Genomic DNA, 16,030 nt, shown 5'->3' with positions numbered 1-16,030 from the left:
ATATAGATTGCCTTAATTAGTACTTTATATTTTTATTATTTACTATTTGAAGATCTAAATTAAATGATACGGTTCTATTTTTTCGTGCACTATTTCTCATTTGATAAACTTGAATAATATAGTCACCATCAACGGGTAGTATTACTTCTCCTGAAGAGCCTGTAGTCGAGCCTACCAATAATGCCTTATCTTTGCCTGGCTTTTGACCTGGAGCAAAAACATTAATATAAGCTAAGTTACTATAACTATTAATATTAAATTTTAAAACCTGACCACTTTTTGCAAAAACTCGATACCTTACATCATCATAGCCCTGAAATTTTCCTGTTAAAGTTGTTTGATCAGAACCTTTTAAAAAGCTTACTTTGGTTTCAACATTTTTAGCAACAACAGTTAATGGTAAAGTTGCAATTAATCCTGTTAATAATAAAATTTTAATATTTTTTTTCATTTTTAACCCTCAAAATTCTTTTAAATAATTATAAAAAAGATACTTTTTATTAAATTTTACTTTATGTATAAATTTGATGAGTAACGTTTGAGTTTGTAAGTCTTTTAATAGTTGTTCAAAAAATATATGTCATGAAACTTTAACTTGCCAGCTCATAAAAACCACCTTAGAATCCGCGCAACGAATTTTTAGGGGCTTCATTGTGAGTACTTGCTCGATTGATAAGAATAAATCATCGACTCAGATTTAAGTATCCACTAAAGCCCACTGGCTCTCTTGTGGATTTAAGAGAGTCCCTCCCTTTTGCTTTATTTCTTATTTATCAGTTGTTTTAAAAAAACAAGTAAATACTTACATATGCTCCTTGTTGTTTTGGAGTCATCAATGCTATTTCTTAATTTTAAAAAATCTATCGTTTTTTTTAGCACTTGCTTGGCATTTATTTGTAGCTATGCTGGACGACCAATGGTCGTTGATGATGCTTCTTTAGTCCCAGCCCATTCTTGTCAACTTGACTCATGGATGCAGAATAATTCTAAAGATAAGGAATATTGGGTTATTCCTTCTTGCAATATAGGAGGCAATTTTGAGTTTGGTGTAGGTTTGGGACGTCATTTTTCTGATGAGGTAGGTAATATCACTTATACAACTGTTCAAGGGAAAACGCTTATAAAACCACTTGAGACCAATAACTGGGGAATTGGTGTTTCATTTTCTAGCCAAATTAATAACAGCCACACTTCTGAAAAAGATTGGACTGTGAATGTGCCCTTAAGTATTTCTATGTTGGATGACCATTTCTTATTGCATACTAATGTGGGCTGGCTTAGAGAACACACCACTCACCGCGAGCAAACCACTTGGGGTGTGGGTACAGAAACATTCATTACGAAACCCTTAACGGTTACTGCTGAAGTGTATGGAAATGATCGAAGTGATTCATTTTATCAAACCGGTATTAAATATATGTTGTACAAAGAAAATATACAGTTCAACGCAAGTTACGGTAACCGTTTAAATCAGACTAAAGATGACTCATTTTTTTCAGTCGGTTTAGTGTTTGTGAGTAATCCATTTTTTAAGTGAAATAAGATTAAAAAAGCCCATCTATTGATGGGCTTTTTTAGTTTTATGAGTCTTTATCTAATGAGTGCGGCGTTGTGGTTTTATCTTGCTGTTTGGTATCGTTCTCGCCTTGGCATGCCGCAACAGAGACTGAAATAATTGCTGCTAAACCTAGGGTAGCTATAATTTTAGTCATGTCTTACCTCATATAGTTTCCATTGATTAGGTTATAAATACTGACTATCCATATTACGATCAGCATAGGTTTATAGACTTTTTTGTACTTCTCGCATAGAAATGTAAATTAGAATGGAGCACACATAATTAAAGCATTGATAATTAAATAGCAGCAGTTTTAGGGGTGAGAGAGATACTTAACTAGTTTTCGCCCATTACTTTAATTATCACTCTTAGAGGTCAGCTTTTGTTAATTGTAGGAAACACAAAAATCTAACCGATCATGCTGTTGCTTAAAGCATGTCCATGAATCTTTTTCAGGTGCTTCAATAATCTTTTTAGTTTTAAAATCACGATAATAAATAGTCGCATCTTTTAAATTCGATAAATTACTTCCCACAGAAATACATGAATCCTCATGAGAACAAATATTTGATTCTTTTATAAATACTTTGCTATTTGGAAAAGTTAATCTTTCAAAGTTAGAACTTAAGTTATTCGTAGAAGAGAGTAAGCAAGTCTCAGTACTATTTTTACCATTCACAATAAAACAGCTTTTACTGACTTCGAAGGGCTCCTGAGCGAATGTGCCCGTAGCATAAGGCAATAAAAATAATGTAATAAGGCGCTTCATGTTCTTTCTCACTATGCAATATTTAGTCTAAAACTGCCTATAAATATTCAGACTACATCTAATTTAGCTGTCTATAATACCTCTATTAAGTTTAGTTAAATATTTACTATTTGATAAATTTTACAAAATATTTAAAATTAACTTATAGACTATGTTTTCATTTTAAAAACTATTCATCTAAAACCTTCCAATTTGTTCCAATCTGTGCCAAAGCTGGTAACTCATCACTATTAAAAACATTACAATTATCATCAACAGCAAATCGATAGATGGGTATTGAATCTGCTTGTGTTTTCTTAAAAAAACTGAAATCTTCGGTAATATGTATTAGGTCTGCCGACCGATTATTCCCGGCTATTTTGTTTACTCCTGCACCTGATGGTATATGTATGTAACTTTCACAAGTTATTTCAACACTGTTTCCATCCAAATCTTGATATGAACATTTCATGTTTCAGTCCTTCTATAATTTATATGTGTAGAAAAACTTAACATGCTATACAGATAAGTTATGGATTTTTTTATGATCTAATTGTTTAAGTATGTAATGTATATCGTATTGAAAATAAAAAAATTCCTTTTAAAAAGCACCGTTATCGGTGCTTATAGTTATTTACACTTTCCATTAGGACCATTTATTTCTTCTTTTAAAGAATCAATATCCATTTGAATTAACTCTTTATCAGCAGCTACTACTAGACCAGATCTTTTCATGAAATTTTTATATTCTTTAAATCTAGAAATAAGAAATTCATTATATTTTAATTCGGATTGCATATAGCTACATTCTATTGAATCTAGCTTTTTCCTTTGCGAACTGGTTAAATTTTTATTCGCATTCTTTTTGATAAAAGCATCTCTTTGTGCTTGAGCTATATGGAATTTTTCTAAAAGACTATAATATTCATCTTCAAAGCTTGTGTTTGGTGCCGCCGTAGTGTTAGTACAAATAAGTGAACCCAAGATAAAAAATCGTAATTTCATAATATGTAATATTCGCTTATTATAATTAAAAAGTGCATATTATAAGACTGTCACCATCAAATAAAGTAAATAAATTATATAAAAGAAAACCGCCCCAGAAGGCGGTTGCTGAAATTTATCAGCAATTATAAAAGTGCGGTGGACACACACTTTTATAGGTTTTAAACCAGATTTATTTTTTTATTATTTTTTTTATACTCTTCGGAATTAAAATAGTTCACGATCATCTTGGCATTTTCTTCTGATACTGCCTTTTTACTTTCAAGTACGGATTGAGGTTCTTTTTTAGTATTAAAGTCAGCAGGTACAATACTTGAAAGTGGTGGAAGTTTTGGCTGACCACCTGTTGTAATTCTTTCAATAAAGCTTGCTAACCACATAATATATTCACCCTTATTTTTATATTTAGGCATTAAGCTCATGTCGAGTTTAATTGAACATTCATTTAAGGGTTTACTTAGACATTCTTCAAAGTCTATAAAATTATATTTGAGTTTACAGGGGGTTCCCTTTATCTCTTTTCGAATAATGCTGACCAAATTATTTAATTGTTCAATCAGGTTATCAGAGAACAATTTATCTTCTTCGAATTTTTTATACACCTTCTCGGCGATTATTAGAAATTTTGGCATGGTTCCTTCCCTCTTATTCTGACTTTGGTGATTGATCAGATTTTTAGGGAAGTATGATGGATATATTATTGCAGTATGTAAGTGTTGAAATACCAAATGTAATCAATAAGAGGGTTGTGAAACTGCCTTCCATAATAAACCACAGCAATTAAATAAAGTGCAAAATTCGTCGCATTTTATGCGCGGAAAGATTTTATAGTTGGTAATAATTTTCTGAAAAAAATTAAGCTCATCAATAATATTATTTGACTTATATTTTTTGTGCTGTCTTATCTAAAAATAGAATATAGAAATTTTTGAATTATTTTTTATTTGCTGCCTTGCTGAATAACGAGTTTTTAGTCGAGGGACTGAAAAGTTAACCGTGTCTTCAGCAAGGTCTTTTATAATTTATGTTTTAGCTTGATGGTACTCATGCACCGCTTAAAGCTGCTTCAAACATTTCAATTATTGCTTTGGCTCCTTCAGCCTTTTGCCTTGCGTCTTGATCGTCAAAGATAATGGTTTCGTCATTTAGTTCACTCACATATCGCCGGGCTTCGTCTAGAGCTCTCCTTAGTTTTTGGACTTTGTGTTTGTTTACATCTTTGGCAATGGTTGGCGCATATCCTCCACGTTTTGCGTTTTTAAGTTGTCTAGCTCGGTTCTCTATTGCTGTAGCCATTCAAACACTCCAACTCACCTAACAAATTTTAGTAAAGCAACTTTATTGTTTGTTATTCTTAAACATTTAGTATTTTCTTTGTTCAAAGTGTCAAAATTGTTACTTAAGCCTTACTCCTGAAAAGTTATAGATCGAGTTTGCTTAAAAATTAATCTTTTTCAAGTTATCAAACGCACATAACTTGGTATAGTCAATTTATACCGCTATTTAATAATAATTTTCCAAAAATAATTATTAATTAATGTATAAAATTATTAAAAGAATGCTATCTATTTGAAAAATCAAAAAAAGATAGCATTCTTCTATTTGGTTATTCTACTGTTAGTTTTTGAAAATCATGGCCTGAAGGCGCCTGATAAACTCTTAAGCCAAACTCTGGCAATATCGCGATGAGATGATCAAATATATCAGACTGAATTGCTTCATAAGAAACCCACGCCGTAGTATTGGTAAAAGCGTAAATTTCTAAAGGTAGACCTTCACTCGTCGGTTGTAATTGACGAACAATAAGAGTTTGGTTTTGAGCAATGCCTTTATGCTGACGTAAATAGAATTCAACATATGCTCTGAATGTCCCAATATTGGTTAAACGTCTTTTGTTATAACGTGACTGACTTCCTAAATGCTTATTGAATTCTTCAATTTCAGATTGCTTGGCATTGAGATACTGATCTAATAATAGAAAATCTTTAAGTTTTTGCTGCTCTTCTTCAGTCATGAAGTGAACGCTAGTTTGATCAATATAAAGAGAACGCTTCATACGGCGACAACCGGCATTACTCATACCGCGCCAGTTTTTAAAAGTGTCCGTTACGAGTTTATTGGTTGGAATGGTGGTATAGGTTTTATCAAAGTTCTGGACTGTGACTGTATGCAATGAAATATCAATCACATCACCATCGGCATTTAACGATGGCATTTCAATCCAGTCTCCTATACGTACCATGTCATAAGAAGCAATTTGTACACTCGCGACCAATGACAAAATGGTATTTTGGAATACCAGCATTAATACGGCTGCCATCGCACCGAAGCCAGCCAGTAAGGTAAATACATCCTTTTTAAGGAAGGTACCTAAAATCATCAAACCACAAACAACAAAAATGATGAGTTTAACCAGTTGTAAATAACCTTTAATCGGCTTATTTCTAGATTTTGGATTACGCTGATAGATTAAGTTAAATATATTTAATAATTCACTAATAGTGAGTGCAATAGTCAGGAAAATAAATGCCTGTGCGCCCATCTGTACCAAAGCAATGGCTTTTTCAGATAAGTGTGGAACAGTGGTAATACCATTCATAATCACAATGGCTGGCACAATATTGGCAAATCGCTTAATAACACTATGCTGAGCAAAAACAGATTGATTAAGTGACTTGATTTTAGTCACTAAATGACGGATTCCCCTAACAATAATTCGCTTAGCAATAAAGTTTGCCAACGCAGCAAATAAAATCAAAATTGTGAGTGAAACTATCATTTCTAGCCAAGGATAGTTGCTTAACTCAGCTTGAAGATCACGATAATAATTAAAAAAATCCAAACCCTTACACCTTACAACTTTATTTTCAATAATTTTAAAGTGTTCGTATGTTATAGATTAAGGCTTGTTTACATATGTCGTCATAAATACAACACGTCTATAATACTTAATCGCTAAATTAGATTAATTTTTAGAAAAATGATTCAAGTAGGCAATAAGTAGATTTTCATTTTTAAAATAAGACTAGTTATTCAACACTGCTTTATCTACTTAGCTCCTTCATAAGAAGTGCTCTTTTTATCAAATTACAGCTTTTTTTTTCAATAAACTTACCTTGGTATGAAGAGTTATGAATGGAAAAACTTTCCTCATTACCTATTTTTTTCATTTTTCGTCAACTCACTTATTTTTTCACTGTGATTAATTTTTATAAAATAGTAAGTTCCTGCCTATCTGCTTATATTTAAAAAGTTTATTAATTTAACCTTTTGTAAAATATAGATTTTATTATTCAAAGAATTAGAACAAAAAAATTAGTGAAAATTCCTATAACTCCCCCTGTTTTTTCTTTACAAACAGCAACAATCTTGGAATAAATCGTAATAATAATTTAATTAATAATAATTATCATTTACAACACATAAAAACCTGAGAAGATCTGCCATGATCCATGAAAATATTCTCGAATGCATAGGTAAAACGCCACTATTACAACTATCAAGGCTATTCACGCATCAATCAGTCTCAGTGATTGCGAAAATGGAATTGTTAAACCCAGGAGGAAGCATTAAAGACCGTCCAGCATTATTCATGCTACAGGAAGGCCTGAAATCTGGAGTGATTAATAAAGACAGTCATATTGTTGAAAGTTCATCAGGGAACTTAGCTATTGCACTTGCAATGGCTTGCAAAATATATGGATTAAAATTTACTGCCGTTATTGACCCGAAAATTGCCTCAGCAAACCTACAAATGCTGAAACTTTATAAAGCCAATATCGAAATGGTCTCTGCAAAAGACCAAAACGGCGGATATTTAAAAACCCGAATTGACACCGTAAAACGGCTCTGCCAACAACTGCCAAATGCGGTTTGGATTAATCAATATGCCAATCCAAACAACTGGAAAAGCCATTACTTTGGTGAAGCAGAAGAAATCTTAAATCAAATAGATCGCAAGATTGATTACCTCGTGATCGGGGCAAGTACCTCCGGCACAATTATGGGCGTATCTCGTCGCCTTAAAGAAAGATTTCCAGAATTAAAAGTGATCGCAGTCGATATCGTCGGCTCTGTGTTGTTCGGCGGCACATCTGGTCCACGCGAAATTCCCGGCATTGGGGCAAGTACAGTCCCACCACTACTCTCCCCCGATGAAATTGATGATGTCATTTATGTAGATGACTATGAATCGGCACTCGGTTGTAGAGAACTTCTTGAACATGAAGGAATCTTTGCAGGCGGTTCGAGCGGCTCGTCCATTTCAGCCATAAAAAAACTGATTCCAACCATTCCCGAAGGTTCATGCGTCTTAACGCTGCTGCCTGATCGCGGCGACCGCTATCTCGATCTTGTTTATGAAGATGAATGGTTCGAAATGATCAAGAAACGTCACTTCAATCGAAACTTACGACGTCAAGAAAACCTTACTTTACAAAATGTTGTTTAACTTTCTCCTTAGGACATATTCATGAGCAATTTGGCTACCCTTCGCTATTTAAGTCAATCAGATTTATTAAATCTTGGCGCAAATCATAGTAATTCATTTATTGAAGCGATTACTGAAGGTTTAACCCTGCATGCAAATAAACAGTTTGTACAACCTTTAAAACCTTATCTTCGCTGGCAAGGTGCAGACCATATTGCGGACCGTATTATTGCAATGCCTTGCTATTTAGGTGGCAACGACCCGATTGCCGGAATCAAATGGATTGGTTCAAGACAACATAACCCTAAAAAATTCAATATTCCGCGTGCCAGCGCACTGATTGTTTTAAATGATTCAGAAACAAATTATCCGGTTGCAGTGATGGAAGGCAGCCTCATCAGTGCCATGCGAACTGCGGCAATTACGGGTGTTTCTATTAAGTATTTAGCGAAAAAGGACTTTTCAGACATTACCGTAATTGGCTGCGGTCCAATTGCTCAAATGCAGATTAAGACGGTACTTGAGCAATACGCTCAAGTGAAAAAAATACATTTATTTGATGTAAACCCTGAAGCAGCTGAAAAACTCAAAGCATTGTTCTTATCAGAATATCCAAATCTAGAAATTGAAATTCATGACAGTGCTAAGTCTGCAATTGTGCAAGCCGATGTCCTCATTACCTGCACAGTTTCAGATAAGCCTTACATTCCGTTTGATTGGCTTAAAAAAGGCTGCTTTGTTTCAAACATTTCAATTATGGATATTGAGCCTGAAGTCTTCTTAAAAGTAGACAAAGTGATTGTAGATGACTGGGACCAATCAAACCGAGAAAAGAAAGTCATCAACGTGTTGGTTGAAGATGGCTTGTTCAGTCGTGAAAAACTGCATGCTGAACTTGGCGACATCATTATTGGTCATAAAAACGGCCGTGAACACGAAGATGAAATCATTTTGCTCAACCCAATGGGTATGGCGATTGACGATATTGTCTGCGCTAAATGGTTCTTCAATGCTGCACAAGTACAAAACGTTGGCACGGTTCTACCGCTTTTATAAGAATAGGAATAACTAAAATGTTAGATCGGATTTACACAGCACAACTACAAAAAACGATAGATGCACTCTACATGGAGAATTATGGAGATTTTAAAGATCATATTTCCTATAAAAAGCCTTATCTGGCAATTACTCTCAATGATGAGTTGGAGCTCTATTTCAACTGTTTAAAAGTAGATGGTGTAAATCCTTTCTATGTTACCCAACCCGAAGTTTTGCTTCATAACCTGTTGAGCAATACAACTTCTAAAATTTCTATTTCTGAAGTTTTTAACTATTTAACTCAAGCAACTTGGTGGCCGTCACCACACCATCAAAAAGCAATTAATTATTGGCTAGACAACTTAGTAACGGCTGAAAAAATTCCTCAAATTTTACAGTCAGCACTTTCATTTTCTTCACCTTTAATCAAAAGTGAGCTGCTATCGCTGGTCGCTGATCGTCCATTTCATCCGTTCGCTCACTCAAAAGGTGAACTTGCCCCACTCACAACTCAAAAAGAAATTGAGGTGTATTGGTGGGCTTTTAAGAAAGATGACGTGATCAACAATATGAAGTCGATTCCTCACAAAGAGCTTCTGTTATCAGAAGTTGAGGAAAGTCTTATTACTAACAAAATGGGTCAGCTTTCAGAGGACTACTTAGCCCTGCCTTTGCTAGAGACTCAACATCGCTATTTAAAGTTTGATGAAAATAAGTATGAAGGTATTGACCTAAACCATGTCACCACCATTGGTTTACCGACATCTTCTTTAAGAACCCTTATTCACAATGCAAATCCTACTCTGCATTTAAAACTCTCGACCAATGCCAAAACATTAGGTGCGATCCGCTCTATGCCGGGCCGTTATTTAATGAATGGGCATACGGCTTATGATTTTTTAAATGACGTCATTAATGAAACTGCTTTAATAAAAAATCGCCTCTTTTTGAGTAATGAAACACATTGGTGGGTGCTGGGTAAACAAGAGCCGATTGTAAAAAATTTAGGGGTGATTGGCTGCCAAGTCCGACATTTACCGAATATTTGCCAAGTCAAAAACGTCATCCCAATCACTATGTCAGCTTTAAGCTGTACCTATGTCGACCCATGGGAAACTTTAGGCGTTGAAGGTGACAAATGGTCATTACTAAAAGACTTAAGTGTTCATTTTATTCAAACATTCTTAACGCTTTGGGCAAAAGGAATCATGCCTGAATGCCACGGGCAAAACACTATGGTGTGTTATGAAAATAATAAGTTGAAATGCTTTATTTTGCGTGACCACGATACCTTAAGAATATGTACCACAGCCATTGAAGAAAGCGGTTTTACACCTCCGGTTTATAGCATTGATACCAGCACGCCGAACAATCTTATCTTTACTAAAAATGAAGACTTATTTAATTACTTCATTACCTTAGGGATTCAAATTAACCTCTACCCAATTGCTCTAGCTGCCTTGAAATATACGGATCGAACTGAAAGCGATTTTTGGGAGATGGTACAAGACATTATTCAAGATTTTGTAGAAACCCAACCCATTTCAGAACAAACAAAATCGCAAATTCAAACTTATCTTTTCGACAATAAGACTTGGCCATTCAAACAGCTCCTTGCGCCTTTACTTGCGCAAGAAAGCGACTCAACAGGCATGCCAAGTAAAATCGGAAGTACGCCGAACCCTTATCACAGCTTATCTGTTTCTAGCTATGAGACCATGGATATCTAAATCATGCGCTCATCTCGCCTAGATCATTTCATTATTTTGCTCTGTCAATTTTTTTCCACTTTTGGGCTCATGGTACTTATTCCGATCATGCCGCTCTATATGGAAAAACTGACGGCACATATGAGTGCTCCTACTATCTGGGCAGGTTTAGCACTCGCGGCTCCGGCTATTGGCAGCTTATTTACAGCACCGATTGTGGGACACCTATCCGACACATTCGGCCATAAAAAAGCCTTGCTACTTTCTCTGGCAGGTTTCTGTATTTCAATACTGCTCATGGCGAGTGCTCAGCATTTATACCTGTTTATTTTCGCGCGAATTTTACTCGGCTTTTGCGGTCTTTCCGTAATTTTAAATGCCTATGTTTCATATCTTTCCAACGAGCAACAACGTGGTGCCGCTTTTGGGCAACTACAAAGTAGTGTTGCGCTAGCTTGCCTATGTGGTCCCGTGCTCGGCGGGATATTTATGGATCAATGGCGGGTTGAAGTATTACTCAACGCGACAGCATTTGTTGTGATGACCTTAATTTTGATTGCGTCATTTGTATTAACCAATCCCGTTAAAGCAGAGGTCACAAAAACCAAAGAGAAATCTAAGCTTCCAGCTTTCTTTGATAGAACGATTTTTTCATGGTTAAGCGCTGGCATTTTAGTTCAAGCGGGCGGCTTTGGTTTGGTGTCTTGCTTCGTTTTGTACATTAGCGAAATAAGTCAAAGCAGTCACTCTTCGTTATCTGCCGCGAGTTTAACGGGAACCATTCATGCGCTTTCATGGGGAGCAGCCTTTATTGCTGCGACCTATTGGGGAAAAAGAAATGATGATAAAGGAGACTCTTTTAATAACTTTGTTTACGCATCTTTAATTTGCGGCATCACGATTTTTGCATTGATCTGGGTTTCGAATATCTGGCTCGTTCTTGTATTACGACTCATACAAGGCTTTTGCTTTGCAGCCCTTATTCCTTCGATCTTACACACAATTTCTCTAAAAGCTGGCGCTCAAAGCCAAGGAAAAGTGATTGGTATTTCTAACAGTGCCTTTGTCTTAGGGCAACTTATTGGCCCAATCACCATCACGCTCACTTACTCATTTTTCAATATTACCGCGGCATTAATCTGCACCTCACTATTTTTTATCGGTGCGGGATTAGTGGTGATTTTGAACAGATTCTTAATGGATACAATTTTAAAAGAGGCACAAGAATGAACTCAATTATTACAACAGATGCATGGTCTTATAAACTTTTCGAACAGTACCTGAATACTTTCTTTCGTGAACTCAAAGTGAATCTTGAAGAATGCATTATTCCAACTCAAGGCTCTCCTTTATTCACCCTATATGCAGAGCAACCAGACACGCTATGTTTTGCTTATACATTTCATGCATCTAACACGGTTGCTTATGGCGCAGTTCAGCACTTATCCACCACTGGTTATCATAGATATCAACGTGGTTTTGTTCTGCAAAACTTAAACGACAATACATTTGACTCGCTCACCGACCCTAAGCAGTTAGTGAGGCTGATTACAGATGAACTGAATAGCTTATTTAAAGATAAAAACCAAAATAAGAATTTGTACTCCGATATTACCAATAGTATCGAGAACACAAAATTCTTTTTAGAAAATAAGCCTTACCAAACAGTAACTAAAGCGTTAAGTGGTTTTCAGGCTACTGAGCAAGGCATGTTATATGGGCACCCTTTTCATGTGACCTCTAAAGCCAACTTAGGTTTTTCTAAAGAGGACATGAAAAAGTATAGCCCTGAGTTAGGTGCAAGTTTCCAACTCCACTACTTTGCAATTCATTCTTCTTTAATCCAAAAACTGGTCAGTGAAGAACAGCCATCTCACTGTATTGAAGAGGAAGTTTTAGAAGCTGCAAAAGACCATTTACAAGAAAACTTCGCAAACTATGAACTCATGCCCACCCACCCATGGCAAGCCAACTTCTTACTTCAACATCCATCTTTAAAGAAATATTTAGACAGCCAAGACGTGATCTATCTAGGCGCATTAGGTCAAACCGTATGGCCGACCTCATCTGTTCGTACAGTATGGTTACCTCAATCGAACCTATTCTTAAAACTCTCTATTGATGTTCGAATTACCAGTTTCATTCGTAATAACCCAATGGATGAAATGGAACGTGCCATTGATGCGAGCAAAATTATTATTAATCACAAGATTAATGAGCAATATCCCGACCTTTTGATTCTGCCAGAGTTAGAGGCAAAAACAGTCAAAATCCCAGAGCTTGAAAGTTCATTTGGCATTATTTATAGAGCAGGACTCACGCCAGATGTATTAGAAAATACCCGAATGCTAGGCGGCTTGGTTGAAGAAAACGAAAACCATGAAATCCCACTTTTAAGCTTTATCCAACAAGCAGCACCAAATCAAAACTTACAATCGAACGATGCCAAAGACTTCATTACTTTTTGGTGGAAACAGTACATTAAAGTTTCGCTCATTCCATTAATTGAGTTGTTTGCAAACAAAGGTATTAGCGTAGAAGCGCATATGCAAAACAGCTTAATGGAATTTAAAAACGGTTATCCGCATCGCCTTATTCTTCGAGACATGGAAGGCATTAGCATTATTCCAGAAATGATAGAAGACGACTCATCTATTTCTGAAGATAGTACTGTTTGGTTCTCTCAAAAAGATGCTTGGACCTTTTTAAAATATTACCTCGTGATCAATCACATTGCTCATCTCATCAGCGCAATTTCGCGAGTTACGGCCATTGAAGAATTTCAACTTTGGCAAGCCACCCGTCTTACCCTCACACAAGAAAACTTTACTGCCAAAGGCAAGCAGTACCGCGACTTATTAATTCATTCACTCACATTACCAATTAAGGCAAATATGTTAAATACGCTTTACCACAGTGGTGGCAATCCTATCTGGATTGAAGTTGAAAACCCTATTTATAAATATCGCGGCGCAGAAGCGCTTTGCCCTCTTCAACCAACCCAACAAACCAATTATAAAACCCTCGCGGAAAATCGCGTGATGGGCCAATTATTAGAAGCACTCATTTTTGAAAATACTTTTAAATACGAGTTTTCTAAAGGTCAAATCAAGTTCTATATTTCCGATACCGTTTTCTATACCTGCGCGGCCAAACGACATTTTAGTTTTAAACGAATTAAGCTAGATCCTTCGAGCTTAGTCCGTTCTGATATTACTTTAAGCACTGAAACTCGCCCTACCTTAAAAACGCTACTTGTTGACCTAAAAAATATTATTGAAGCTGACCCAGTTAGATGGCAAAACTTTAACGATGAACTCAATTTAACTTACGTTAAACATGCGCAAACTTTAAGCCAAGCGCCTGCTCAGCCTTTAAGAACTTTGCCTTACCTAGAACAAGAAGCTCGAATTACCAACGCGCATTTATATCACCCAAGCTTTAAGTCACGTATCGGCTTCGATTTAAAAGAAAACCAGAAATATGCACCCGAGCTTTCTGAAGGTTTTACGGTTCAATGGGCGGCGACTCATAATAGTTTGTGCAAGCTGGTTTTAAGCGAAACCATTAACCTAGATCAGCTTTATAAACAGCATTTTTCAGAAAAAGATCTAAAAACTATTAATGAGCAATTGAAAGAGCAAAATGTAGATTTTAAAGATTATATCCTCACCCCAATTCATCCGTGGCAGTGGGATAAAATTATTGAATTGTATTATCAAGATGCGATTAGCAACCAACTGATCATTCTGTTAGATATTGAAGGTCCAACTTATTTACCACAGCAGTCGATTCGAACTTTATCAAATATTAGTGATATCTCGGCGCTTTCTCTTAAGTTGGCAATGAATTTGGTCAATACCTCGACCTCTCGCGTATTGGCATCACATACCGTTCAAAATGCGGCAAAAATGAGTGACTGGCTGTATAACATTGTTGAGCAAGACCATATTTTAGAAAAACAGCGCAAGCCTGTTATTTTAAGAGAGATTGGCGGTCTTTCAGTGAATCAGCCGATTGCCCTTCCTGTTCAATACGGCGCACTCGCCTGCATTTGGCGAGAAAGTATTTACAGCTACTTAAAAGAAGGTGAATCGGCAACGCCAGTAACAGGATTGATGCAACTCGATATTGACCAAAAACCTCTCATTGATGATTGGATTCAAGAGTACGGTATCGAGTTCTGGTTAGAAAAATTACTCACCAATGCTTATTTACCAATCATGCATATTTTATGGTGCCACGGCCTCGCTTTAGAGTCACATGCACAAAATATGGTTCTGATTCATAAAAATGGTTTACCAGTCAAAGCTGCATTGAAAGATTTCCACGATGGAATTCGTTTTAGTCGTCATCTTTTACGCGAGCCGAATCTTTTACCTAACTTGCAAGATGCACCTAAAGAACATGCCAAGATTAACCCGAACTCGTTCTTGGAAACCCACTCTCCAAATGAGCTCAGAGACTTTACTCAAGATGCGCTTTGGTTTGTAAATCTGGCCGAGTTAGCAATTTTCTTAAATGAACATTATGACTTCGATGAAATCAAATTTTGGACTATGTTAAGAACTATCATCAATCAACATAAAGAAGCTCACCCAGAGTTTGCCGAGCGATATGAATTTTTTAACTTTACAGATGACACCATCGATATTGAACAGCTCGCAAGCCGCCGTTTCCTTCCGGAAATTCGCTTAAGAGTACAAACCACGCCGAACCCGCTTAGCCTCATAAAGGAAATTGAATATGAATAAGCATTCGATTTCTTTTAAGAAACGAATAGCAAATGGAGAGATGCTTTACGGAATATTTTGTTCCGTAGCTTCTCCGATTAATGTCGAGCAACTGGCACTTGCGGGCTACGACTTTATTATTATCGACTTGGAACATACTTTATTTAGTACGTCTCAAGTCGAGACCATGATTTTAGCTGCTAGAGCCATGCCTCTTGATGTATTTGTGAGGGTGCCGTTAAACGCCATCCACCTCGTACTACCTCTGCTCGATGCAGGGGTAACAGGCATTGTTTTCCCACGTATTGAAAATGCTAAACAGGCGCAAGAGGCTGTGAACAATTGCCACTATATGCCGCTTGGGCAAAGAGGACTCAACTCAACAAGATTAAATCGATATGGCATGGATGATTTAGCGAGTTTTGTTCAACAAGCAACAAATAATACTGTTGTGATTGCCATGATTGAAAGCTTGGAAGGTCTGGAACAACTTGATGAAATATTAAAAGTTGAAGGTATCGATATTATTCTGGAAGGTGCTGCCGACCTTTCTCAATCGATGGGAATGCCGTGGCAAACTAGCCATCCAAAAGTGAAAGAAAAAGTTCAAGAGATGTATTTAAAGACTAAAAATAGTCAAAAGCATTTCTGCGCCATTCCTCGACAACCTGAAGATATCGCGGCGTGGAAACAACGATCTGTTCAGCTTTTTGTACTCGGGGATGACCGCAGCATTATACGCCGTGCCCATCAAAACCATCTAAATTCCTTTAAGGACAACTCATAACTGTTCAAATCTTTTAAGGGGAA

At 36.3% G+C, this 16,030-nt stretch carries 15 protein-coding genes; 7 read left to right on the top strand and 8 right to left on the bottom strand.

From position 1 onward, the window contains the following. Positions 1 to 16 precede the first annotated feature (16 nt). The gene (locus tag F984_RS07205) at positions 17 to 451 is read right to left on the bottom strand and encodes a hypothetical protein (RefSeq protein WP_002053610.1); all 435 of its coding nucleotides are present in this window, start codon (positions 449 to 451) and stop codon (positions 17 to 19) included. Positions 452 to 835: 384 nt separating this feature from the next. Between F984_RS07205 and F984_RS07200 the strand changes: the two genes are divergently transcribed. Next, positions 836 to 1,537 (top strand): hypothetical protein, encoded by a 702-nt coding sequence (locus tag F984_RS07200; protein WP_004708211.1) that lies wholly within the window; start codon positions 836 to 838, stop codon positions 1,535 to 1,537. 43 nt (positions 1,538 to 1,580) lie between these two features. Here F984_RS07200 and F984_RS07195 read toward each other — a convergent pair whose 3' ends face one another. From F984_RS07195 to F984_RS07165, 7 genes are all read right to left on the bottom strand, one after another. Then, positions 1,581 to 1,712, bottom strand: coding sequence for a hypothetical protein (locus F984_RS07195; RefSeq protein WP_002048661.1), 132 nt, complete (start codon positions 1,710 to 1,712; stop codon positions 1,581 to 1,583). Between the two features lie 231 nt (positions 1,713 to 1,943). Beyond that, positions 1,944 to 2,327, bottom strand: a complete 384-nt coding sequence (locus F984_RS07190; RefSeq protein ID WP_004708209.1) for a hypothetical protein — start codon at positions 2,325 to 2,327, stop codon at positions 1,944 to 1,946. 169 nt (positions 2,328 to 2,496) lie between these two features. Next, positions 2,497 to 2,778: a hypothetical protein gene (locus F984_RS07185; RefSeq protein WP_004708208.1), complete on the bottom strand. Its 282-nt coding sequence runs from the start codon at positions 2,776 to 2,778 to the stop codon at positions 2,497 to 2,499. A gap of 158 nt (positions 2,779 to 2,936) precedes the next feature. Continuing rightward, positions 2,937 to 3,311 carry a hypothetical protein gene (locus F984_RS07180; protein ID WP_004708206.1) on the bottom strand — a complete coding sequence of 125 codons (375 nt, stop codon included), beginning with the start codon at positions 3,309 to 3,311 and terminating at the stop codon, positions 2,937 to 2,939. A 161-nt stretch (positions 3,312 to 3,472) separates the two neighbouring features. Next, positions 3,473 to 3,943, bottom strand: coding sequence for a hypothetical protein (locus F984_RS07175; protein ID WP_004708205.1), 471 nt, complete (start codon positions 3,941 to 3,943; stop codon positions 3,473 to 3,475). A gap of 412 nt (positions 3,944 to 4,355) precedes the next feature. Beyond that, positions 4,356 to 4,607, bottom strand: a complete 252-nt coding sequence (locus F984_RS07170) for a hypothetical protein (RefSeq protein WP_002048677.1) — start codon at positions 4,605 to 4,607, stop codon at positions 4,356 to 4,358. Positions 4,608 to 4,917: 310 nt separating this feature from the next. After that, positions 4,918 to 6,153, bottom strand: a complete 1,236-nt coding sequence (locus tag F984_RS07165) for a mechanosensitive ion channel family protein (protein ID WP_002048675.1) — start codon at positions 6,151 to 6,153, stop codon at positions 4,918 to 4,920. Positions 6,154 to 6,756: 603 nt separating this feature from the next. Here F984_RS07165 and sbnA point away from each other — a divergent pair. From sbnA to F984_RS07135, 6 genes are all read left to right on the top strand, one after another. Then, positions 6,757 to 7,761: a 2,3-diaminopropionate biosynthesis protein SbnA gene (gene sbnA / locus F984_RS07160; protein WP_004708202.1), complete on the top strand. Its 1,005-nt coding sequence runs from the start codon at positions 6,757 to 6,759 to the stop codon at positions 7,759 to 7,761. A gap of 21 nt (positions 7,762 to 7,782) precedes the next feature. After that, positions 7,783 to 8,796, top strand: coding sequence for a 2,3-diaminopropionate biosynthesis protein SbnB (sbnB, locus tag F984_RS07155; RefSeq protein ID WP_004708200.1), 1,014 nt, complete (start codon positions 7,783 to 7,785; stop codon positions 8,794 to 8,796). 71 nt (positions 8,797 to 8,867) lie between these two features. Beyond that, positions 8,868 to 10,508: an IucA/IucC family protein gene (locus tag F984_RS07150; RefSeq protein ID WP_080631609.1), complete on the top strand. Its 1,641-nt coding sequence runs from the start codon at positions 8,868 to 8,870 to the stop codon at positions 10,506 to 10,508. A 3-nt stretch (positions 10,509 to 10,511) separates the two neighbouring features. Then, a complete protein-coding gene (locus F984_RS07145) occupies positions 10,512 to 11,717 on the top strand; it encodes an MFS transporter (protein WP_004708197.1) in 1,206 nt (401 codons plus the stop codon). Next, the gene (locus tag F984_RS07140) at positions 11,714 to 15,241 is read left to right on the top strand and encodes an IucA/IucC family protein (protein ID WP_004708194.1); all 3,528 of its coding nucleotides are present in this window, start codon (positions 11,714 to 11,716) and stop codon (positions 15,239 to 15,241) included. Before F984_RS07145 ends, F984_RS07140 begins: the two co-directional genes overlap by 4 nt. Beyond that, positions 15,234 to 16,007, top strand: a complete 774-nt coding sequence (locus F984_RS07135) for an HpcH/HpaI aldolase family protein (RefSeq protein WP_004708192.1) — start codon at positions 15,234 to 15,236, stop codon at positions 16,005 to 16,007. Before F984_RS07140 ends, F984_RS07135 begins: the two co-directional genes overlap by 8 nt. Positions 16,008 to 16,030: the final 23 nt, after the last annotated feature.

The organism is Acinetobacter nosocomialis NIPH 2119, assembly GCF_000368085.1.
GTDB classification, from domain to species: domain Bacteria; phylum Pseudomonadota; class Gammaproteobacteria; order Pseudomonadales; family Moraxellaceae; genus Acinetobacter; species Acinetobacter nosocomialis.
The sequence above is the reverse complement of the archived record's forward strand: the minus strand, read 5'-3'. Positions and strand labels throughout refer to the sequence as shown.

Excerpts from the sequence above, each read along its gene's own strand:
- F984_RS07170 (WP_002048677.1), bottom strand. The coding sequence starts at position 4,607 with ATGGCTACAGCAATAGAGAACCGAGCTAGACAACTTAAAAACGCAAAA.
- F984_RS07195 (WP_002048661.1), bottom strand. The coding sequence starts at position 1,712 with ATGACTAAAATTATAGCTACCCTAGGTTTAGCAGCAATTATTTCAGTC.
- F984_RS07200 (WP_004708211.1), top strand. The coding sequence starts at position 836 with ATGCTATTTCTTAATTTTAAAAAATCTATCGTTTTTTTTAGCACTTGC.
- F984_RS07135 (WP_004708192.1), top strand. The coding sequence starts at position 15,234 with ATGAATAAGCATTCGATTTCTTTTAAGAAACGAATAGCAAATGGAGAG.
- F984_RS07140 (WP_004708194.1), top strand. The coding sequence starts at position 11,714 with ATGAACTCAATTATTACAACAGATGCATGGTCTTATAAACTTTTCGAA.
- F984_RS07145 (WP_004708197.1), top strand. The coding sequence starts at position 10,512 with ATGCGCTCATCTCGCCTAGATCATTTCATTATTTTGCTCTGTCAATTT.
- sbnB (WP_004708200.1), top strand. The coding sequence starts at position 7,783 with ATGAGCAATTTGGCTACCCTTCGCTATTTAAGTCAATCAGATTTATTA.
- F984_RS07175 (WP_004708205.1), bottom strand. The coding sequence starts at position 3,943 with ATGCCAAAATTTCTAATAATCGCCGAGAAGGTGTATAAAAAATTCGAA.
- F984_RS07180 (WP_004708206.1), bottom strand. The coding sequence starts at position 3,311 with ATGAAATTACGATTTTTTATCTTGGGTTCACTTATTTGTACTAACACT.
- F984_RS07205 (WP_002053610.1), bottom strand. The coding sequence starts at position 451 with ATGAAAAAAAATATTAAAATTTTATTATTAACAGGATTAATTGCAACT.
- F984_RS07150 (WP_080631609.1), top strand. The coding sequence starts at position 8,868 with ATGGAGAATTATGGAGATTTTAAAGATCATATTTCCTATAAAAAGCCT.
- sbnA (WP_004708202.1), top strand. The coding sequence starts at position 6,757 with ATGATCCATGAAAATATTCTCGAATGCATAGGTAAAACGCCACTATTA.
- F984_RS07185 (WP_004708208.1), bottom strand. The coding sequence starts at position 2,778 with ATGAAATGTTCATATCAAGATTTGGATGGAAACAGTGTTGAAATAACT.
- F984_RS07190 (WP_004708209.1), bottom strand. The coding sequence starts at position 2,327 with ATGAAGCGCCTTATTACATTATTTTTATTGCCTTATGCTACGGGCACA.